22 protein-coding genes and 1 pseudogene are annotated in these 19,683 nt (G+C 34.7%); 15 read left to right on the top strand and 8 right to left on the bottom strand.

What is annotated here, in order from left to right:
• Window positions 1–76 precede the first annotated feature (76 nt).
• Together ACQKNS_RS22685 and ACQKNS_RS22680 are read right to left on the bottom strand one after the other, a co-directional pair.
• A complete protein-coding gene (locus ACQKNS_RS22685) occupies window positions 77–706 on the bottom strand; it encodes a YczE/YyaS/YitT family protein (protein WP_427645523.1) in 630 nt (209 codons plus the stop codon).
• 2 nt (window positions 707–708) lie between these two features.
• A complete protein-coding gene (locus ACQKNS_RS22680; RefSeq protein ID WP_427645522.1) occupies window positions 709–1,404 on the bottom strand; it encodes a YjjG family noncanonical pyrimidine nucleotidase in 696 nt (231 codons plus the stop codon).
• Window positions 1,405–1,481: 77 nt separating this feature from the next.
• On the opposite strand from ACQKNS_RS22680, the gene yeiL reads away from it, so the two are divergent.
• Complete coding sequence (gene yeiL, locus ACQKNS_RS22675) at window positions 1,482–2,153, top strand: transcriptional regulator YeiL (protein WP_427645521.1); 672 nt, start codon at window positions 1,482–1,484, stop codon at window positions 2,151–2,153.
• Window positions 2,154–2,374: 221 nt separating this feature from the next.
• On the opposite strand, the gene ACQKNS_RS22670 is transcribed toward yeiL, so the two are convergent.
• Window positions 2,375–3,034: an SDR family NAD(P)-dependent oxidoreductase gene (locus ACQKNS_RS22670; protein ID WP_427645520.1), complete on the bottom strand. Its 660-nt coding sequence runs from the start codon at window positions 3,032–3,034 to the stop codon at window positions 2,375–2,377.
• A gap of 124 nt (window positions 3,035–3,158) precedes the next feature.
• Between ACQKNS_RS22670 and ACQKNS_RS22665 the strand changes: the two genes are divergently transcribed.
• On the top strand, window positions 3,159–3,701 hold the full coding sequence (locus ACQKNS_RS22665; RefSeq protein ID WP_427645519.1) for a TetR/AcrR family transcriptional regulator: 543 nt from the start codon (window positions 3,159–3,161) through the stop codon (window positions 3,699–3,701).
• Window positions 3,702–3,993: 292 nt separating this feature from the next.
• Here the strand turns inward: ACQKNS_RS22665 and ACQKNS_RS22660 are convergent, their stop codons facing one another.
• Entirely contained in the window at window positions 3,994–5,391 is a 1,398-nt protein-coding gene (locus ACQKNS_RS22660) for an ATP-binding protein (RefSeq protein ID WP_427645518.1), read from the bottom strand.
• Between the two features lie 6 nt (window positions 5,392–5,397).
• Complete coding sequence (locus tag ACQKNS_RS22655; protein ID WP_076370405.1) at window positions 5,398–6,072, bottom strand: response regulator transcription factor; 675 nt, start codon at window positions 6,070–6,072, stop codon at window positions 5,398–5,400.
• A 623-nt stretch (window positions 6,073–6,695) separates the two neighbouring features.
• Here ACQKNS_RS22655 and ACQKNS_RS22650 point away from each other — a divergent pair.
• From ACQKNS_RS22650 to ACQKNS_RS22615, 8 genes and pseudogenes are all read left to right on the top strand, one after another.
• Window positions 6,696–7,271 (top strand): iron transporter, encoded by a 576-nt coding sequence (locus ACQKNS_RS22650; protein ID WP_427645517.1) that lies wholly within the window; start codon window positions 6,696–6,698, stop codon window positions 7,269–7,271.
• 64 nt (window positions 7,272–7,335) lie between these two features.
• Complete coding sequence (locus ACQKNS_RS22645) at window positions 7,336–7,872, top strand: hypothetical protein (RefSeq protein WP_427645516.1); 537 nt, start codon at window positions 7,336–7,338, stop codon at window positions 7,870–7,872.
• A gap of 295 nt (window positions 7,873–8,167) precedes the next feature.
• Window positions 8,168–9,670 carry an FTR1 family iron permease gene (locus tag ACQKNS_RS22640; RefSeq protein ID WP_427645515.1) on the top strand — a complete coding sequence of 501 codons (1,503 nt, stop codon included), beginning with the start codon at window positions 8,168–8,170 and terminating at the stop codon, window positions 9,668–9,670.
• Window positions 9,657–10,076 (top strand): hypothetical protein, encoded by a 420-nt coding sequence (locus ACQKNS_RS22635; RefSeq protein WP_427645514.1) that lies wholly within the window; start codon window positions 9,657–9,659, stop codon window positions 10,074–10,076. The genes ACQKNS_RS22640 and ACQKNS_RS22635 overlap by 14 nt, the downstream gene beginning before the upstream one ends.
• 7 nt (window positions 10,077–10,083) lie before the next feature.
• Window positions 10,084–10,212 (top strand): annotated as a pseudogene (locus tag ACQKNS_RS22630) (YkvA family protein); the annotation flags it as partial.
• Window positions 10,213–10,417: 205 nt separating this feature from the next.
• The gene (locus ACQKNS_RS22625; protein WP_402843968.1) at window positions 10,418–10,858 is read left to right on the top strand and encodes a cell wall hydrolase; all 441 of its coding nucleotides are present in this window, start codon (window positions 10,418–10,420) and stop codon (window positions 10,856–10,858) included.
• A gap of 191 nt (window positions 10,859–11,049) precedes the next feature.
• On the top strand, window positions 11,050–11,559 hold the full coding sequence (locus tag ACQKNS_RS22620) for a DinB family protein (protein ID WP_427645513.1): 510 nt from the start codon (window positions 11,050–11,052) through the stop codon (window positions 11,557–11,559).
• A 331-nt stretch (window positions 11,560–11,890) separates the two neighbouring features.
• Window positions 11,891–12,832, top strand: a complete 942-nt coding sequence (locus tag ACQKNS_RS22615) for an SMI1/KNR4 family protein (protein WP_427645511.1) — start codon at window positions 11,891–11,893, stop codon at window positions 12,830–12,832.
• A 207-nt stretch (window positions 12,833–13,039) separates the two neighbouring features.
• Here the strand turns inward: ACQKNS_RS22615 and ACQKNS_RS22610 are convergent, their stop codons facing one another.
• On the bottom strand, window positions 13,040–13,498 hold the full coding sequence (locus tag ACQKNS_RS22610; RefSeq protein WP_427645510.1) for a DUF3574 domain-containing protein: 459 nt from the start codon (window positions 13,496–13,498) through the stop codon (window positions 13,040–13,042).
• Window positions 13,499–14,048: 550 nt separating this feature from the next.
• Here ACQKNS_RS22610 and ACQKNS_RS22605 point away from each other — a divergent pair.
• Window positions 14,049–14,348 (top strand): TIGR04104 family putative zinc finger protein, encoded by a 300-nt coding sequence (locus tag ACQKNS_RS22605; protein WP_427645509.1) that lies wholly within the window; start codon window positions 14,049–14,051, stop codon window positions 14,346–14,348.
• A 204-nt stretch (window positions 14,349–14,552) separates the two neighbouring features.
• A complete protein-coding gene (locus ACQKNS_RS22600; protein ID WP_427645508.1) occupies window positions 14,553–15,122 on the top strand; it encodes a nucleotidyltransferase domain-containing protein in 570 nt (189 codons plus the stop codon).
• An 83-nt stretch (window positions 15,123–15,205) separates the two neighbouring features.
• On the opposite strand, the gene ACQKNS_RS22595 is transcribed toward ACQKNS_RS22600, so the two are convergent.
• On the bottom strand, window positions 15,206–15,850 hold the full coding sequence (locus tag ACQKNS_RS22595) for a YczE/YyaS/YitT family protein (RefSeq protein ID WP_427645507.1): 645 nt from the start codon (window positions 15,848–15,850) through the stop codon (window positions 15,206–15,208).
• Window positions 15,851–16,033: 183 nt separating this feature from the next.
• On the opposite strand from ACQKNS_RS22595, the gene ACQKNS_RS22590 reads away from it, so the two are divergent.
• Both ACQKNS_RS22590 and ACQKNS_RS22585 read left to right on the top strand, forming a co-directional pair.
• Complete coding sequence (locus ACQKNS_RS22590) at window positions 16,034–16,552, top strand: GNAT family N-acetyltransferase (protein ID WP_427645506.1); 519 nt, start codon at window positions 16,034–16,036, stop codon at window positions 16,550–16,552.
• A 15-nt stretch (window positions 16,553–16,567) separates the two neighbouring features.
• The gene (locus tag ACQKNS_RS22585; protein WP_427645505.1) at window positions 16,568–17,191 is read left to right on the top strand and encodes an FMN-binding negative transcriptional regulator; all 624 of its coding nucleotides are present in this window, start codon (window positions 16,568–16,570) and stop codon (window positions 17,189–17,191) included.
• A gap of 219 nt (window positions 17,192–17,410) precedes the next feature.
• On the opposite strand, the gene ACQKNS_RS22580 is transcribed toward ACQKNS_RS22585, so the two are convergent.
• Complete coding sequence (locus ACQKNS_RS22580; protein WP_427645504.1) at window positions 17,411–18,790, bottom strand: PLP-dependent aminotransferase family protein; 1,380 nt, start codon at window positions 18,788–18,790, stop codon at window positions 17,411–17,413.
• A 172-nt stretch (window positions 18,791–18,962) separates the two neighbouring features.
• Here ACQKNS_RS22580 and ACQKNS_RS22575 point away from each other — a divergent pair, with 172 nt between their 5' ends.
• Window positions 18,963–19,574, top strand: coding sequence for an FMN-binding negative transcriptional regulator (locus ACQKNS_RS22575; RefSeq protein ID WP_427645503.1), 612 nt, complete (start codon window positions 18,963–18,965; stop codon window positions 19,572–19,574).
• The last annotated feature ends 109 nt before the right edge of the window (window positions 19,575–19,683 follow it).

Raw genomic sequence — 19,683 nt, 5'->3', positions numbered from 1 at the left:
TCAATTAGAATAAAGTTCGATAAAAATAACCTCTTTGGATTCTTATCCGTAAGAGGTTATTTTTTAGTTATGCTTTTTAATGAGTTTTTGGTTTCTGCTGATAGTTTTTAAATTTCAATCGTGTATAAGAAATAATGCCGGACAATAAGAAGAAGCTGATAATCGTTCCTTCACGAATATGGATTGGTAAATTGTATAGTAGTGATATCGTTATTGATAGAATAATGGAGAATAAATCGACGCAATATCTGTATTGAGAGAAAGGGCGTTTTGTTAATTCAGCTATTCGTAAACATAAACTTTCAATAGGAAAAGGAATAACATCTAATGATAAAATAATGCCTGTTGTTCCACCGGCTAGTATCGCACCGAAAATAAATAGTCCGATTCTTATTAAATAATTCTCTACGTGAATCGTACCGAAAATAGTATAGAGGAAAAAATTAATAACCATTCCAAAGAACAAGATGGAAATGAACATCATAGTGAATTTCCTAAGATCCTTTTTTTCGCATAGGCAGATATAACCGAATAGAAAAATGAGATTTGCAATGAATGTAATTGTGCCAACTTTGATGGAAGTCCATTCAGATATGGATAAATTCATCGCATTAAAACTACTGACACCAACATCAGCTTTTAATGTAAGACTAATGCCAATAGCACTTACTATATAGAGTAGAATGAATTGAATTACTTTTTTCATGATTATTTCTCTAATAAGTCCATTATTTGCATTAAATTTGGTATCGTATATGTGCTCTTAGGTGAACATGATTCAGGCATGCTTCTCTTAGGATTAAACCATACACAATCAATTCCGACATTGATAGCTCCTTGAATATCCGATGTTAAACGATCACCTATCATTAAAAATTCTTCTTTACGGCTTGTATCCAGGGCATCAAAAATATAGTAAAAGAAATGGGGATTCGGTTTTTCATAACCAATTTCTTCGGAGATAAAAAGTTGTTCAAAATATCCTTGTAGCTTGGCCCCTCCTAATCTTTTTCTTTGAGTTTTTCCTACACCGTTTGTTCCAATATATAATTTATAATCTTGCTTACTTAAAGCATTTAATAATTCATGTGCATGGGTTATGGTCTTATGTCCTTGGTTTAAATGCTCACGGTACATGGCTTCAACTTTTGCTCCGTTTTCATCTAGATGAAATTCCTTCAAAAAAAGTGAAAAACGCGTTGTCAGCACTTCTTCACGAGAAATCAAGCCTTCCTCTAATTGATGCCATAATCCATCATTAATGCGCTTATAACATGCAATGGTTTGTTTGTTATAGGGTAACTCGTATTGCGTAATAATTTGTTTTAAAGCCTTTTCTTCTGAATCTTGAAAATCAAGTATCGTATCATCTAAGTCAAAAATAATATGTTTGTATTTGTTCATTCCTATCCACCTCTTGGTAGTAATATATCGAAAGGAAGAATAAAATAATAGGAGATATCTCATATTGAGGTGGTAAAATGGAAAAAATCAATTTGAAGGATTACGCTGAAAATTTTGTGGATATATATAATGATATTCAAGAAACCTTTCCGAAAGCAGTTTTACATCAGGCTTTTATTTGTAAGTTTTCTTCTAATGAATATATAGTGCGCTTTGATGAAGATATTCAGTACTTATTTTTATTATTGGATGGGCGGGCAAAAATATATATAGTACACGAAAATGGAAAACGTGCGCTGATTCAGTTTCTAAAGAAAGATGATTTTATTGGTGAATTATCCTTGATTGAGGTGGAAAAGAATTTAAAAGATGTTGTGGCTATAAATGACTGCACTTGTTTAGCGGTTCCATTGGCTTCATCGAAAGAGCATCTGTTAAATGACAATCTTTTTCTCCGTAATTTATCAAAATATTTAGGTGATAAATTACTTAAAAGAACGGACCATTACACAGCTATGCAGGATTATGAATTCAAAAATCGATTGGCCAAATATATACTTCAAATAGAAAACGATGGATGCTTTCAAGAGAAGCATACCGAAACAGCAGAATACGTGGGGGTAAGCTATCGACATTTATTATACACACTTAACCAATTCCTTGAAGACGGGTTATTAGAAAAAAAAGGAAGGAAGTATTTTATCATTGATAAAGAAAAGTTAGAAAGATTGAGTTCAAAAAAAGATTAATATAGAAAGTATTTTTAAGGAACCAAGGTTGCTTTTTATTTTGTTCTTAATAAACTAACGGGGCAGGTTAGCTCAATAAGGGAAAGATGGGTTAGCCTATTTCAAAAGTGTCAGGTGAGTTAATAAGTGAAAAATTGGGACCAAAAATTTTGGTCCCAAATAAATGAATCTATTTTTAAAAATGAATTAAATGCTTATGATCATCCTGCTAAAGGATAAGGTTAGTTTTTTGGTGGGTAAACTGCTTCAAAGTATGGTTGAGTAGCGTATTGGTTATACCATCTATCTGCAATTAGATCCGGGTCACCCTCTGTACCTTTTTCGATTAACGTACCAATAGATAAATGTCCAACATAAATGCTCTGTTCTTTTAGGATGTTGTGCAAGTTTGTGGCGTAATTACGTAGTCCAGCCATAACAATGCCTGCGTTACCAAGTTGAGGAATTGGATGCATTGCGGAAATACCCGTTGTGAAAAGAATCGCGCCTGCACCTTTTTTTTGCATTCCTGGTAATACGCTTTGAACGGCTTCAATGGCTGGTAATAAGAAATAATTAATTTGTTCTGTCATATTTTCTGCAGTTACATCTAATGTGGGAATAAACGATTTAGGTCCAGGATATGGACTAAATTCAAGTACATCAATATTATTAAAATCTGCTTTTGCATCGTCTAAAGCCTTTTTTAATTGTTCTAAATTTAGTAAGTCTGCTAAATAATATTTAGACTCAATATTTAAGCTTTTTAATTCTTCAACCATGGCTGATAACTTTTCTTTGTTACGAGCGATAAGGGCCACGTTAAATTGTTCTGAACCAAATCTCTTAGCGATTGATAAACCTAAACCGGGACCTGCACCGATAATAGCAATTGTTTTCATTGATTATAACCACCTTATTCCTTAAAATTAAACCAACATCTGTTGTTTTAATGTAATTGTAAAGCAGCGAATATGATGTAACAACCAACAAAAAGAGCAGTTTGTTGTGATAAGGAGAAATAAAGTGAAAGTACAAAATATCCGGAAAACATCAACGAGACAAGCTATTGTGGAGGAATTTATTGAGCTTTTAAAGCATAAAAAAATTGAAAAGATAACGATAAAGGATATTACAGAACAAGCAAATATAAATCGAGCGACATTCTATGCTCATTTTGAAGATAAATTTCAATTATTTGATGAAATGACAAAGGATTCAGCAACCGAAAAGCTTAATAAGCATACAAAAGACATATACACGTGGGATAAAAAAAAAGTAGAGAACTTATTCGAAGCTGTTTTTGAATACCTACAGCAAGTGAAGGATAGCTGTCCGTATAGTTATCAGAATCTATTTCCATTATTAAGAATGAAAATGCTTGACGCGTTAAAAATTCATTTACAATTATGTTTCCAGTTGAATGAATCCAATGATATAAAAGAATTTAATATTTTGTTATATTCAAGAATTCTATATGATGCAGCAGAGCTATTGGTCGTGGAGAAAACCAATTTATCACAAAAAAAAATTGTTGAAGAAGTATCTTTATTAATTTTAAACAAATGAGTATTAAAATTTGTGAATAATTGTACTTAAACGAACAGGTGCTTTAGCTGAAGAACGGAGCTGTCTTATGGCAGCTTTTTCTTTATGGAACTAACGGGGCAGGTTAGCATTCCTGTAGTTCGTTATTTTTCAGCTTTGAAAAAAAATAGGGCTCCTCAGTAAGATATGAGTAAGACACCACTCTAACTCAAAACCTTAGGAGGAACCCTAATGTGAAGTGAAAAAACAATCCTGGAACACTTGTTTCGAAATTGGAAGACAATCTTGGATAGTGGGAGCCGTCTGTATACCATTAATTAGCGTGCAATTTTACAATCACTCTAGTTCCTTCATCAGGCTTGCTAAAAACCTCAATCGTCCCTTTGTGAGCTTCTACTATCCATTTACATAAAGACAATCCTAAACCTGTTCCTCCTTGACTTCTTGATCGGGAATCGTCCACACGATAAAATCGCTGAAAAATAAAAGGCAAGTGATCATCTGGAATCCCGATCCCATGATCATGTACTTCAATATAAATGAATTTTTCTTTACTGAACGCTTTGATTTCTACCTTACCCCCTTCTGGGGTGTACTTAAGCGCATTTTCTATCAAGTTAATAAATAATCTTCGCAAGAGATCTTCATCCCCGTATAAAATGAATGGATCAGGTATTTGAATATGCATTTCAATCTGTTTTTTCATAATCAAAGATGATAAATGATTCCTTACATATTGGAACAACAACATTCCGTCGACTGTTTTTTGCTCAATCTGATTTGAATTGGAGGTATTTCTTGATAAATATAAGAATTTTTCTACCATATCAGATAAATAGATGATTTCTTCCAAGACAGTATGTAGGATACGTTTATATTCCTCTTCCGATCTATTTCTAATAAAAGCAACATCTAATTCCCCTCGCATAATCGTTAAGGAAGTACGAAGTTCATGAGAAACATCGGAAGTAAACTGCTGGATTTGAGTGAAAGAGGTTTCTAATCTGTTAATCATATGATTAACAGTTTTAGATAAACTCTGCAATTCATCTTCTGGCCCTTCAATAGGCAACCGTTCATGTAAATTTGATGCGGTAATTTGATTGGTAGTATTGATTATTTGATGAATCGGATGTAACGTTTTTTTCGATATCAGCCGTCCCATGACCAGTGAGATCCCCACAAACCCGAAAATAAAAAATAAAAGAATGCTTTTTAAATTCAAAATTGATAATTCCAATATTCTGCTGTATGTTGCAACTGTAATTTGAAAGTTTAATATTCCCTTAGAACTCATTGGTGCTGACATGGCGCGAAGAGGTGTACCATTCAACTCTGTATTCCAGATCAAAACATTCTCATCCTTCTTCTCCAACACATCTGAACGTTTGATTCGTTTGCCGTGCAAGTTATGAGATCCCGCAATGATTTGTCCTTGTTCGTCTTCAATTTGCCAATATATTTCTTCTTCGTTAACCATCTCAAAACTTGGCGATCCGTTAATGTGCTGTTCGATTTCAGAAAACGTATCTTTTTTCCCCAAACAATATGTAATTAAACTGAGCTCTCTGGCCAGCATCGAATCAACTTTTTTGGTTAACATATCAGTAAATGTAAAATATAAGAATGCGCTAAATAGGAATAAAATGAACATAAACATAATTGAATGCCAAATCGTAATTCTCCATCCGATACTTTTAAAAAAGTTCATGATGGTTTATTTTTCTCCTTTGATCATATAACCTACACTATAAATCGTTTGGATGAGTTTTACATTAAAATTTTTGTCGACTTTATTCCTTAGGTGATTAATATAAACATCAACCACGTTTGTTCCTATGTTATAAGCATCTAACCACACACGCTCTAAAATCAAGGTTCGAGACAAAGTCTTACCTGCATTTCTCATCAAAAATTCCAAAATCGCATATTCCTTATTGGAAAGGAATATATGGAGTCCATCTCGAATCACTTCTCTCGTAGAAGGATTCAACGTCAAATCAGCGACTTGCAAAAGAGGTGATGACTTCTCTTGATTTCGCCTTAACAGACTCCGTATACGTGCTAATAACTCCGTAAAAGCAAAAGGCTTTGTCATATAATCATCCGCCCCGAAATCAAGTCCCTCTACTTTATCTACTACTGAATCTTTGGCACTGAGAATAAGAATAGGAACATTTCTTCCATTCAACCTTAGTTCCTTAATTAGCCGCATTCCATTTTTTTTTGGAATCATAAGGTCAACAATAATAAGATCATAATCTTCTGCATAAGCCAGCTCGGAAGCCATTTCACCATCACTCGCCACATCTACAACATAATGGTATTCTTTTAGCCCTTGCGATATAAAGCGCGCTACTTTTGTCTCATCTTCCACCAATAATAACCGCATCCCATTTCCCCCAACAAATTCACTCACTTCAATTAGATAATGATAATCATTATCAGATTATTTATAACAATATCTTAGATTAACACTCTGAGCTGGTCAATCGAACAATAATTTCCATTTAAAAGCTAATAAGAAAACATACTCTGGTACCATTTCTATTTCCTGTGGAATTTACTACAAAAACTGATAAATAATCTTTTAATAGAATGATTAATAACCTAGTCTTAGCATACTAGCCCTCTATAAAAACTAACTATCTTTATGATTATTTGACTAGAACGAGAAAATTTAAAACCTAATTTAATTAAGGAAAAAAACTATCATAAGGGAGGATTTTAGAACTCGTAGTGAAAAATTAATTTTTTTTAATTTTGTTTTAAAGTATTTTTAATTTTTTTTTTGTAGCATACGAACATCGACCAAATTACTGATAATGATTATCATTATTATTTCAACTTTCTATCCTATGGAGGAATTAATGATGTAACACTAAGAGTTAGAAGGATTACATCTATAGATAGAAAAATAAAATCATGTTGAAAAAATAAAATAATTGAAAGAATTAAATTTTAAGAATGAAATCATTTATAACACACTTTAGATCATAAATGGAGGTATAGCTTATGAGAAATTTATTATTAATTTTGGTATCAATCGTTATTCTTGCCTTATCTGTTGCTTGTACCGATCAAAAAGATAAGGCTTCTGAACAAAAGGGAAAAAGTATAAAACATGAACAACATGAAGAAGCTGGAGAAGATGTAACAATTGGTCAGGTAAATAAAAACGGAATGGAGATTAATGCAGTTTATATGCCTCATTCAGTTGAAGTGGCACCGGTTGAACATGGTGGAAAAGAAGGTAACATTCATTTAGAAGCAGACATTCATGCAACGGGGGATAATACTTTTGGATTCCATGAAGGTGAATGGATTCCTTATCTATCAATTAAGTATAAAATACATCATCTAGATTCAAATAAAGTGATAGAAGAAGGGCAACTATATCAAATGGTGGCAGGCGATCCGCATTATGCTTCAAATGTTTATATTCCGCAATCAGGAAATTATGAATTGACTTATGAGATCAGTGCACCTGATTTAGCTCGTCACATTGAAGATGTTAAAGGTTTCTATGAACCTATGACATTCAAATGGAAATTCAAGTATGAAGAATCTAAAGAATTGTCCAATTATTAATGGGGATTTTATAAATTTGATTCAAAGCTGACACAAAAAAGTTAATTTATTAAGAGGTGACGATATGAAAAATTCAATTGATAATATGATATTTAAATCTCTAGTAGTACTCATGAGAGTATTATTTGGATTAGGGTGGTTTTTAGCGGGATTAACCAAAATTACAGGTAAAACAGGTGAAGCATCATGGTACGAACAACCCACAGTGTTCCTAACTGAATATTTGACAAAATCATTGGATAAGCCAAATGTACCCGAATTTTATAAGAACTTTATTGATGGGGCAGCTTTAAATCATGTGCCGTTTTTAAATTACACAATACCCATTACCCAAATAATCATGGGCATATGCTTAATAGTTGGCTTTATGACATTACCTGCTATTTTTATCTGCTTATTTATGCAAATTAATTTCATCCTTTCCGGTAATATGAATTTGCTTAGCTTAACTCTCTATACATCTGCGTTCGGATTATTGTTCTTTAGGAAAGATGCATTGATTTTAAGTTTAGACCGATATTTTGGAATTAAAATACTTCGTCCCAGCTCGCTTTTGAGTGAGGCAAATGAAAATAAAAACTGGGTCTCTTTTAATGATTAATTGGACACATGGTAAACATGAGAATCACCATCAAATAAGATCGCTTCCAAGAAAAATTTAACAGCCTTACCCCGATTGAATACCGAGAAAAGGCCATATTTTTAAATACTCTTTTTTATATTCGTTAGGGGTTTTTAACACTTGTATTAGTAAACTCCTTCATATCAAAATATTTATTGACATCCATTAATTAAAGAACGTTTATTTTCTATAGATATAATGGATATTTATTTTCATTACGGATTACAAAATTTTTTTGCATAAAAAGATACTTTTCATTCCAAAGGAGGCCTTTATGAAAAGCAAGTTAGTTACGACTTTTTTAATTTTACTCACAGCTTTTGTCATTTTACCAATAAACAGCTTTGCAGCTAATGCATCCGATGACATGAAAAAGGCAAATGAGATAGTTGTAGAAACTATCCAATCTGTGGATAAGGGCGACACAAAGGCAGCTTTTAGGCAATACAAAACCTTTACATCTACTTGGATTTCAATTGAAGATGGAGTGAAAAACCAATCTCAGCTGGCTTATCATGATATTGAAGATACCATGGGTCAAGCTCAGTTCGCTTTTGCTCAGCAGCCTGTGGATCATGAGAAATTAAAAAATGCACTTATTAGATTAAAAGAGACCAACCAAAAGTTTATAGAAGGTAAGTATACTTCTTCATCTAAAAGTGGTGAAAATTCAGGTAACACTGGAAATGTAGCAGAACTTGTGACACTGCTAAATCAGTCTCTTTCGAAGATTAATGATAATGATATTGAAGGAGCAAGGGGGGACATAGAGAAGTTCAGAAAATCATGGTTGAATGTCGAAGGAATTGTCCTTACGCAATCCTCAAAGATATATGGTAATGCGGAAAGGGATATGGTTGATAGTTACGCCATGTTATCCTCTAATCCCGCGGATGTTCAAAGTGCAAAGAAAACGATTGAAGGTATGCGTGATTACCTCTCTCCACTGGTAGCAAAGACAGGCTATACAATGCTGGATGCCACCACCATTCTTCTTCGTGAAGGGTTGGAAGCATTGCTTGTAGTTGTGGCTTTGCTTGGATTTTTGAGAAAAGCTGGCCATGAAGCGAAAAGTAAATGGATCTGGTACGGAGTAGGAGCCGGACTTGGAGTAAGCCTTGTACTTGGCGTAATTGTAAACCTATTATTTTCTACAGGTACATTTGGAAGTAACAATTTCTTGATATCCGGATGGACAGGGATATTTGCAGCAGTGATGCTTCTATATATGAGTTATTGGCTTCACAGTAAATCTAGTCTTGCTGAATGGCAACGATATATTCGGACACAAAGTACAAAAGCACTTGATACCGGTAGCTTGTTCTCCCTAGCCATTCTTTCGTTCCTGGCTGTTTTCCGTGAAGGAACAGAGACTGTCCTATTTTTTATTGGGATGGCTGCTTCCATTAAGTTAGCATCGCTTTTACTAGGGATTGCCATTGGACTGCTCATCCTTGTAATTGTTTCATACCTCATACTCAAGGTAGGTTTGAAAATTCCAATGCGTCCATTCTTTCTCGTATCAAGCATTTTGATGTTCTACCTATGCATTAAGTTTGCTGGCATGGGGATTCATGGGTTGCAGCTTGCCGGGTTATTACCCGCGACTCAAGCACCCATCCCTAGCATTGACTTTTTCGGTATATATTCAACCTGGGAAAGTTTTATCCCTCAGGTGATCTTACTTGTTATCGCTGTTATTACAGCATTTTTAAATAAAAGAAAAGATAGTAAAATAAAAGTACATACTGGAGGTAACAAAATTGAAATCTCGTAAATTACTAGTCCCTATCCTCGTAGTAGCTGCATTAAGCTTAACTGCTTGTGGAAACAAAAATGAAAAGTCAGCAGATGAAACCAAGAAAATAGAACAGTCCTCTCCAAAATCTGTTTCCATTAGTGATGGTGCGAAGGATATGAAACAAACGATTGCTGACTTAAATGCACAACTAAAAGCCAAGGATGCTACAAAAGTAAAAGAAAGTGGAGCGAAGCTTGAGGAATCTTGGCAAACATTTGAAGACGAGGTGAAAGATAAAAGCCCTGATTTATATGGCAAGGTCGAAACTCCCCTTCACACGATAGAAGCTGGTGCAACGTCTTCACCGCTTGATTTGCCAACACTTACAAAAGCTGTAAATGAGTTAGACGGTGTTTTATCTGACGTTCAAAATTTAAAATAAAGGTAAAATCGATAATAGAGTACCCTGGTATGCAAAGTTATTTGTTGCTTGTGTAGTAGCTTATGCATCCAGTCCAGTTGACTTAATACCTGACTTTATACCGATTCTTGACTATATAGACGATGTAATATTCTTGAATTAAAGGGTGGCGTTACTTCTAGAAGGAAGTGACGCTTTTCTTATTGAACTAAAGGGGCAGGTTAGTAGAATAAAGGGAAAAAAGAATGTAATAGTTTTCATTTTACTTAAAAGCTGTAAGTTATTATAACTAAGCATTTATATTTCATAAATAATGACATGACTGTAGGCTATTTTTCATACAATGTTTTTGGGGTGGAAAAATGGCAAGAGCAAATTACCGAAGTTCAGACGTTGACTTAATGGCAAGGATGATGAGAGCAGAAGCCGAAGGTGAAGGACAATTAGGAATGTTATTTGTTGGAAATGTAATTGTGAATCGTCTTGTAGCTAATTGTTTAGACTTTAAAGGTTTAAGAACCATTCCACAAGTCATTTATCAAGTACAAGGAGGAAATTATTCTTTTGAAGCTGTTCAAAAAGGGAATGTATTTTATCAAAGAGCGAGAGGTATTGAAAGAAGATTAGCAGAACAGAATTTGAAGCACTGGAGACAGCATCCGGCTAGATATGCCCTTTGGTATTTCAATCCCTATGCGCCATGTCCTCCAACATGGTATGATCAACCTCATACTGGTCAATTTAAAGACCATTGTTTTTATGAACCAAAACCTGGTACATGTGATAGTGTTTATAGAGGTTAAGCTTACTCTTTGAGTAAGCTTTTTTACATATTTAAAATAATATAAACTTTATTAATAGTTTTTATCTAAAAAAGTAAGATTGTGAATTATTGTACGGTAATGAAATTAAATATCAAATAAAGGAAATATCTTCTTGACAGTCGAATATTAGCCTAGAACCATAATTAACTATTCCGATGAGGAGGATTCTTGTGCGTCCACGACCATTATCTATTGAAAATCCAGAGTATGATAGGTATGTTAGTCTTGTGCCAGATGGAGATATTGAAGAAATACTTAGTAAGCAACGAACTAAGACCATTACCTTCTTGAGCAGCATATCAGAGGAGTCAGCAAGTAAGGCGTACGCACCAGGGAAATGGACTTTAAAAGAAGTGATTGGGCATCTGGCCGACGTGGAACGTGTGATGTCGTATCGAATGCTTGCCATTGCACGAAATGAAAGTGCGCCACTCCCAGCAATGGATCAGGATCAATACGTTTCTGCGGCAAACTTCAACAAATTATCCTGGGAGCAGCTACTAGCGGGTTTAGACACGGTACGCTCCAACACGTTAAGTCTTATTTCAACCATTGATGATGAAGCGTGGGATCGTAATGGAACTGTAATGAACAGCGCAGTTTCGATAGGTACCTTTGCATATGGCATTGTCGGGCACGAGTTACACCATATGAAAGTGATTAGTGATAAATACTTATAAGTCTTTTTCTATTAATGAAAAAACCTAATCTCTCATTTAATACTGAGAAATTAGGTTTTTTAATATTGAAACTTCCTTAACGTTAAAAATCCCCACTTTCCTGACGCTACTGTACAGAGATAATAAAGTTGTTTAATTTACAATAAAGTCATTAAAAAATAATAATCTTGTTTAAAAATCCTTATGTCACTAACGGGGCAGGTTAATTAAAGAAGAAATGATTTGGATTTTTTGAATTATAGAGGATTTTTAATCATAAATATCGAAAACACTCCTAGTTAATTTGTAATGTAGTATGTCATAATAATCCGAAAGTATTGTGGAGGAAGAAATGAAGAAAGTAATAAACATGATTAATCCAAGTTCGAAAGTGACTGGAGTGTCATTACTTGAATTGAAAAAAACAGAAAAAGCACTTGGTGCTATTTTTCCAGAGGAATACAAAGAACTCTTTTTAGAAACGAATGGAGCGAAATTTGGTAATTGGACTTTGTTCCCTATTCAAACTAATGAACAATCAGCATTAACGATTGATATTGTAAAACAAAATCTAGAGAACAGACCAAAAAATGTACCAAGTGATATGATTTGTATTGGTGAAAATATCAATGGTGATAAACTATGCTATCGTATTAGAAAAAGATATATGCAGGAACTAATCTTTCTTTGGAATGATAAAACTGGAATAAGCGATTGTAAAGCATCAACCTTAAGTCAATTTATTGAATGGTATGTGCCGAAAGTGAATACTAATAAGCCTAAAACGGTTGGTACTTTTACAGTAGCAAGTGGAAAATTAATTGTTACTGACCCATGTTATCAGGTGGATGAAGAAGACTTGCAAATCATACTTTCAAATGTGAAAAATGGGAGATGGACAGCATCCATATCTTACACACCTGAAGAAGTTGTTGAAAGTTTACTCGTATTTTATGGAGAAAAAAAACCAAGTGGAAAATGGCATGATTGCGATAAATCGATAGGGGTTGACTCGGCACAAGCTGGAATCTTTGACCTTGCAATATTCGGTAGAGATGAAGCTATCCAATATGAAGTGAAAAATGTCCATGACATAGAGATAGATGAAGTTGGATTAAAATATTATGTTGCATGTTGTGATGTTGTTGCTTCAGATGCACAAGGGGGAGTTGTTCCAAGTGGTGCGGTTTCAATGTCTGGTTATGGGGACGGAATGTATGAGGTGAAATTAAAATATAACTTTTCTAAACAGGTTGTTGGAGTGATGATTGACTTTGGAGATGATGAGGAATAATACTTTTCATAAGCGGATAGAGAAATTAGATTTGTTCTTCTTCAACTAACAGGTGCGTTAGCTGATAATCAGGGCTGTCACTAAGGCAGCTTTTTCTTATGGAACTATCGGGCTTACCCTATTGGCACTTTCATTTCGCCAATAAACTCTTATTCTTAAAGACTAAAAAGCCATGAGATATAAAATCTCTTGGCTTCTTTACATCAGTTATTCAATAAAATACATCTTCCCATTCACTTCAAGAGACACTGTTGATTGTTTCATCTCTTCCTTTAGAGACTTGGCATAGGCAACTACTTGATTAATTTTTTTCTTATCCAAATCTTCTGCATAGCTATATACAATCGTTACTTTCTCCTTGACCAATTGATTATCATCAGATAACCACGATCCTGTCCCATCGATCGCTGTTGCTCCTCCAAACATTCTTGAGAATTCTTCTAACGACTTGTTAACATATGGAGTATTATCAATTGGTTGGTCAACATTATATGTGGATGGTACGTAAATTTTTACTACATCTTCTAGGTAGAATTGCTCCTTTAATGCGGAAGATTGTTTCACTTTAGATGTTTCTTGTTGTTCTGTAGCGTGCACAGCATTTCCTAAAAAGACAATTAATAGCATCGGGATGATCCAATAGAAGATTTTTTTCCTTTCCAACATTGCCACTCCTTTTTATTCAACAGTTTGACTGCAAAACCATGGTGAGCTTTCTATCTATCATTATACATGCCGCAAACAGTTTGTTGTGGTAAAATTTAACTTTTATTTTTATTATTTTTGGAAAGGTCTTAGTAACCTTTCTTATTAGGTTCTTGAAATTGAAGCAATTCAATAAAAACACTTAACATGCCCTGTATTTGAATCAGAATATATTAAATGATATGAGTCAAAAGGTTTTATATATGATAGCCATGGACAAGAAAAGGTATTGCCTGGACTTGATGATAAGGCGGTTTTTGGAAACAAAGGAGACACTTATTTCTTGCAGAAGAGCCTGAACCGAACCAACCAGTTACTCGTATATGTTCGGCTCAATGTCCTCTCCTGGGTAAAGGAAGAAGTGTGGATTTTAAATTGGCTATAAATAACTCGATAGTTGCTGACGCAGCCTTTTTCTAATGCACAAAAGGGGCAGATTAGTTGAATGAGTAAATGTAATTTTATGTTAAAATTAGGGGGGAGATATGTATAAAAAAGGAGGTAGTTTAATATGCCAACCTGTCAGAATTGTGGTTATAAGTGGAGATGGAGAGAAACTTTTGTAAAGATATTCACGTTTAAAAGTAGGTTAAAATGTTCCTTATGTGAGGGATTCCAATACGTTTCAAAAAAATCAAGAAACCGATTAAGTTTAGTTGTATTTACTCCATTTTTGATTTGGATACCGTTAGTATCATTTGGTGTACCTAAGAGTTATATCTTAGCTTCAGAATTAGTTTCTTATGTTTTAGTGTTTGTTTTGATGCCATTTCTATATAAACTCAGTAACAAGGAGGAGCCAATGTTGTAGTATTCCTTGAACGAACGGGGCAGTATGGTTCATTAAGAGTAATGATATAAAGGATAATTTTTACATACTTTCGGTATATAATGGGAGGCTTTTTCTTATGCAGCTAAAGGGGCAGTTTAGTAGGAAAATGTTTCAGTAGAGAGGGTATTCAAAATAGAAAAAAGAATGGATAAGGATATTAGTGTTTTTGTCTGGGGGATTCATATGTCATTTGAGCAATGTCATAGCATTACTTCTTTACTGTCAGGATTTAATAAAACGTGGTTCTTTGCAGGTGGTTGGGCAATTGATCTTTTTATCGGTAGAGAAACAAGACAACATCAAGATATAGAGATTGCACTATTTCGAAAAGACCAATTATATTTGAAGGAATATCTTAAAGATTGGGATTTTAAAAAGGTTATTAAAGGAAAATTCTATACTTGGGAAAATGAGTTTTTAGAGTTACCTATTCACGAAATACACGCTTTGAATAAGTCAAATGGAGATAAATTAGAAGTTCTTCTAAATGAAACAAAGTTTTATGATTGGAAATTCAGAAGGGATTTAACGATTTCTCATCCACTTAAGTCAGTTTGGAGTTATTCTGATACAGGCATTCCTTATTTAAATCCAGAAATTGTATTGTTATATAAAGTGAAAAACACAAGGGAAAAAGACCATCAAGACTTTATGACGATATTGGACAATTTAGATAACCAGAGGAAAAAATGGCTTCAGTATGCTATACAATTGCACGAACCAGAACATAAATGGCTTCAATTCTTAAAATAACGGCACGAACATGTGCGTTAGCTGAGGATCGGAGCTGCTTTAAAGGCAGCTCATTTACTTATGCAACGATGGCGGCAGGTTATTTATATTGAATGGTTTTTATCTTTCTCATAATTTAATGATGGACTAGAGTTTGTTAATATGCGGTCTAATACCTTTTCAGTAAGTGGCATAAAATAATTAAGTATGAGCCCCCCTAAACAAACGGTTAATAAAGTTCCAACGCCGATTGGTCCGTTTAAAACCAGTGCCATTAGCAAGAATACGAGGTAAATGAATGTCCTCGAAAAAAATATATTTGTTCTGGTTAATTCTTGTATGATTAATGTTAATCGGTCAACTGGAATCGGTGCAAAATTTGTGTGTAAATATGTTGCAGTTCCTAATCCTATAACAACCAAGCCGATTCCGAAACAAACAACTTTGCTGTACCATAGTTCAGGTGTTACCAAATGGTGCAATAAAAAAAGCCACATATCAATACCAATACCTGTTATAAATGCTGTTACCAACCCCAAAACTTCTGGTCTTTGCCTTTTTAAAAATGAATTACAACATATCAATATTAAAGCCAATATGATTTCCCAACTTCCGACAGTAAACCCCACATTTATGGACAGTCCTACCAAAAGTGCATCAAAAGGTGAAGTTCCAAGGCCTGATTGTATAGTGAAACAAATACCAAGAGTTAATAGTAAAATTCCTAATACATAAAAAACATATTTCACTTTGCTCGCCCCCATTATCATTATTTTTTTGTTGCAAACGCAACAAAGTAAGATTACATTTAATATATGCCATTTTTATTGCATTTACAACAAAAATCCGAGCTGTGGAGTTAATCATGAAGGAAATTCTTCGTGAATCGGAAGGATAGCATGGGCATTAGATTCTATAAAGGAGCGACATAAATGACTAGAAATATTAAAAAGTGTACCCTTGAAGATTCACGCGAACTTCAAGCAATTAGTTATGAAACATTTAATGAGACATTTAAGGATCAGAATTCACCCGAAAATATGAATGCCTATTTGGAGAGGGCTTTTAATTTAAAACAATTAGAAAAAGAGTTATCCGATATTTCTTCGCAATTCTTTTTTGTTTATTTTAATGATCAAATCGCTGGATATTTAAAGGTCAATACCAATGATGCTCAGACTGAAGAAATGGGTGATGAATCACTTGAAGTCGAGAGGATTTATATAAGGAACAAATTTCAAAAACATGGGCTAGGTAAATATCTGCTAAATAAAGCCATGGAAATGGCGGTGGAACGTAATAAAAAGAAAATTTGGCTCGGCGTATGGGAAAAAAATGAAAATGCTATTGCTTTTTATAAGAAAATTGGGTTTGTTCAAACTGGTGCCCATTCCTTCTATATGGGTGATGAAGAACAAATGGACTTTATAATGACAAAAACGCTTATATAAGAAAGGAGGATTATTATGTATGTTCCAAAATATTTTAAGGTCACGAATGTTGATGAAATTTGGGACTTTGTTCAAGAAAACTCTTTTGGCACGATTGTCACAACAGAACAAGGGAAACCAATTGCCACTCATTTGCCTTTGGGGTTAAATAAAAAAGGTGGTGATTACTATATTACTGGGCATATGGCTTATGGAAATCGACAGTGGAGAACATTTGAGACCTGTGAAGATGTACTTGTTATGTTTCAGGGACCGAACGCTTACATTTCTTCTTCTTGGTATGGGCATGAAGAAGTTCCAACATGGAATTATCAAGCCGTCCATGTATATGGGAAAGCAAGCATTTTAGAAAAAGATGAATTAATAGAAGAATTAACAATTATGCTGGAAAAATATGAAGGAAATCGTGAGAATTCAGTTTTATGGGATAAACTTTCTCCTGATCTATTAGAAAGTGAACTGAAAGGAATAGTTGGATTCAAGCTTAAGGTGACAGATATTCAGGCTGCATATAAATTAAGTCAGAACCGAAATGCAATGGATTATACTAATATCATCGATAAATTACAAAATGAAGGAAATCCAAATTCGGAACAAATGGCAGAATTGATGGAAAGCAGATTGAAAAATCACATATAAGCCACTTTTATTTCACCTCAGATGCAAGAATTAAAGAAGGGAAAGGAGCTGTCATATTGGCAGCTTCTCTTCAGTTTGTAAGTAAAGGGTGCGTAATTGACGATCAGCTCTTTTCTTATGGTGCTAACGGGGCATGTCAGTTGAATGAGGGCCTGTGTTTTAAAAGTCCATGATTTGCCCCGCCATTATTGGATATAAGTTGTAATTACCGTGTGTTTTCTATAACCAAGCCTTTTTTAGGAGCTCCACGCCAAGCTCGATTTCCTCACAAGAAAGATTACTGAAGCCAAGTTTGATCATTGGCTCAGCTGTATTATTTTTAATGAAGTAGAGTGAGGTAGGATACACGTTAACACCATGAAAGGAAGCGCGCTCTATTAGCCATTCTTCTGAACGTTCCAAGTGTACTTTGATTAATAGATACAAACCGGACTGATTGCCGATAATGGATATATGTTGATCGAATTGCCTTTTTAAGATGGATACCAAGTGCTGCATTTTTCGTTTATAAACAAGACGCATACGTTTAATATGGCGATTCCATTCTCCCTCTTCCATAAACTTAGCCATTGCGAGTTGGCTTAGAAGTGAAGTGGTACTCTCGAAATGAATAAATTGATTTTTATAACGGTTTAAAATTGGCTCCGGCAACACCATATAACTTAAACGAATTCCTGGAAGAAAGGACTTTGAGAAATTCCCTAGATAAATGACTCTTGCAGAATCAATGGAAGCAAGAGCTGGAAATGGTTGCTGCGTATAGCGAAATTCACTATCATAATCGTCTTCGATAATATACCCTTGCATCTTGTTGGCCCAATGAATAAGCAGTTGCCTTTGTTGAATGGACATGCTTACCCCATATGGACTGTGATGGGAAGGGGTTACATAGATTAATCGTGATTTGATTCGTTCCAATTGTGAAGAATCAGCACCAGCCTCATAAACTGGTAAAGTTTCAATCGTAAAACGATGGAATTGAAAAGCTTCCCTAGCGCCATCATAACCAGGGTCTTCCACTGTAATGCTTGGAAAATCATCCTTCAGTATATGTCCAAGATTGATAAGCATTTGTTGGGTACTGCTGCCGATAATGATGGCATTTGCATCTGTTTTCACCCCACGAGATTGGAGTAAATATGTGGCAATTTGTTCACGTAGACATACCTCACCAAATGGTTCCCCATATTGAAAACTTTCCTGTAACGTTAATACTTGATTGGCAATCCTCCTCCAAATTTTCAGAGGAAAATGTGCTTGATCTACGGCACCAGCCCGGAAATCAATCAGGGTAGGTGTCACTGGCTCTCTTTGCATTTTATGATGAGGAATTAACTCTTCCTGGGATAAAAGTGGCTCTAATTCATTTACAAAATAACCTTTTCTTCCTTCTCCGCGAATATAGCCTTCAGCTACAAGTTGATCATAAGCCATTAATGTCGTATTGCGGCTTACTTGAAGGGAATCCGCCAGCTGGCGGATGGAGGGCAATTGTTCATCGGCAAGTAAATCGCCCCGTTCAATGAATAACTTAAACTGCTCGTAAATTTGTTTATATCTGGGAGATTCCTCCTTGAAAGCAAAAATGGCATTTATCATTTTCAATCTCCTTTGACATGTTTATTTATTTAGAATTGTACCTTTTTATATGTCAGTTTGTATAATACCATATTTTAGAGATGGGGTTCTCGAGTAGAAGTGAGGATGGACACTTAGTAAAGTCGCCATGCTTGTGAATGGAAAAATATTGACGGATGAAAGGAGATTTTTTATGTATATCCCTAAGCAATTTGAAATGAAAGAATTGGCAGCAGCCTACGATGTAATACAGGAGAATGGTTTTGCGACATTGTGTTCAATGCATGAGGGCATGCCTTTTGCTACACATTTACCATTGCTGTTGAATAAGGAGAAAAACTATTTGTATGGTCATTTTGCTCGTCCGAATCCTCAATGGAAAGATATTGAAAATCAAACAGTCTTAGCGGTCTTTCATGGTCCTCACTGTTATATCTCTTCATCCTGGTATGAGACGGACCAAGCAGTACCGACATGGAATTATGTGACTGTCCATGTATACGGCGAAGTTGAATTTATTGAGGATGAACAGGAGTTAGCGGATACCTTGCATGACATGGTATTGAAGTATGAAGCCCCTGATAGTTCATACAATTTGCAGGATTTAGATGCTGACTTTCTCGCTGGGATGAACAAAGGGATTCAAGGGTTCAAAATAAAAATCAGCAAGATAGAGGGGAAAGCGAAGTTAAGTCAAAACCATTCATTACATCGGCAAGAGCTGGTTATGAATCAACTGGAAAAGATCCCAAATACAAATGAGCAAAAAATTTCCTTATTAATGAAGGCAAACCTGAAAAAGTAGGGTTGAATGTTACTGGACGAACGTGAGTGTTGATCCAATAAGGATTTACACTCTTTTTGTTGAAAATCTCTAAATGTTGAGCCGTATGAATATTTGCAAAAAGATATGC

This window comes from Peribacillus sp. NPDC094092 (genome assembly GCF_050279365.1).
Taxonomy (GTDB): Bacteria; Bacillota; Bacilli; order Bacillales; family DSM-1321; genus Peribacillus.
The sequence above is the reverse complement of the archived record's forward strand: the minus strand, read 5'-3'. Positions and strand labels throughout refer to the sequence as shown.

Bases quoted from the DNA above. Each gene is read 5' to 3' on its own strand.
- ACQKNS_RS22640 (WP_427645515.1), top strand. From the start codon at position 8,168: ATGAAAAGCAAGTTAGTTACGACTTTTTTAATTTTACTCACAGCTTTT.
- ACQKNS_RS22580 (WP_427645504.1), bottom strand. From the start codon at position 18,790: ATGATAAATGCCATTTTTGCTTTCAAGGAGGAATCTCCCAGATATAAA.
- ACQKNS_RS22615 (WP_427645511.1), top strand. From the start codon at position 11,891: ATGAAGAAAGTAATAAACATGATTAATCCAAGTTCGAAAGTGACTGGA.
- ACQKNS_RS22680 (WP_427645522.1), bottom strand. From the start codon at position 1,404: ATGAACAAATACAAACATATTATTTTTGACTTAGATGATACGATACTT.
- ACQKNS_RS22650 (WP_427645517.1), top strand. From the start codon at position 6,696: ATGAGAAATTTATTATTAATTTTGGTATCAATCGTTATTCTTGCCTTA.
- ACQKNS_RS22655 (WP_076370405.1), bottom strand. From the start codon at position 6,072: ATGCGGTTATTATTGGTGGAAGATGAGACAAAAGTAGCGCGCTTTATA.
- ACQKNS_RS22585 (WP_427645505.1), top strand. From the start codon at position 16,568: ATGTATGTTCCAAAATATTTTAAGGTCACGAATGTTGATGAAATTTGG.
- ACQKNS_RS22685 (WP_427645523.1), bottom strand. From the start codon at position 706: ATGAAAAAAGTAATTCAATTCATTCTACTCTATATAGTAAGTGCTATT.
- ACQKNS_RS22660 (WP_427645518.1), bottom strand. From the start codon at position 5,391: ATGAACTTTTTTAAAAGTATCGGATGGAGAATTACGATTTGGCATTCA.
- ACQKNS_RS22600 (WP_427645508.1), top strand. From the start codon at position 14,553: ATGTCATTTGAGCAATGTCATAGCATTACTTCTTTACTGTCAGGATTT.
- ACQKNS_RS22625 (WP_402843968.1), top strand. From the start codon at position 10,418: ATGGCAAGAGCAAATTACCGAAGTTCAGACGTTGACTTAATGGCAAGG.
- ACQKNS_RS22605 (WP_427645509.1), top strand. From the start codon at position 14,049: ATGCCAACCTGTCAGAATTGTGGTTATAAGTGGAGATGGAGAGAAACT.
- ACQKNS_RS22670 (WP_427645520.1), bottom strand. From the start codon at position 3,034: ATGAAAACAATTGCTATTATCGGTGCAGGTCCCGGTTTAGGTTTATCA.
- yeiL (WP_427645521.1), top strand. From the start codon at position 1,482: ATGGAAAAAATCAATTTGAAGGATTACGCTGAAAATTTTGTGGATATA.
- ACQKNS_RS22575 (WP_427645503.1), top strand. From the start codon at position 18,963: ATGTATATCCCTAAGCAATTTGAAATGAAAGAATTGGCAGCAGCCTAC.
- ACQKNS_RS22645 (WP_427645516.1), top strand. From the start codon at position 7,336: ATGAAAAATTCAATTGATAATATGATATTTAAATCTCTAGTAGTACTC.
- ACQKNS_RS22590 (WP_427645506.1), top strand. From the start codon at position 16,034: ATGACTAGAAATATTAAAAAGTGTACCCTTGAAGATTCACGCGAACTT.
- ACQKNS_RS22610 (WP_427645510.1), bottom strand. From the start codon at position 13,498: ATGTTGGAAAGGAAAAAAATCTTCTATTGGATCATCCCGATGCTATTA.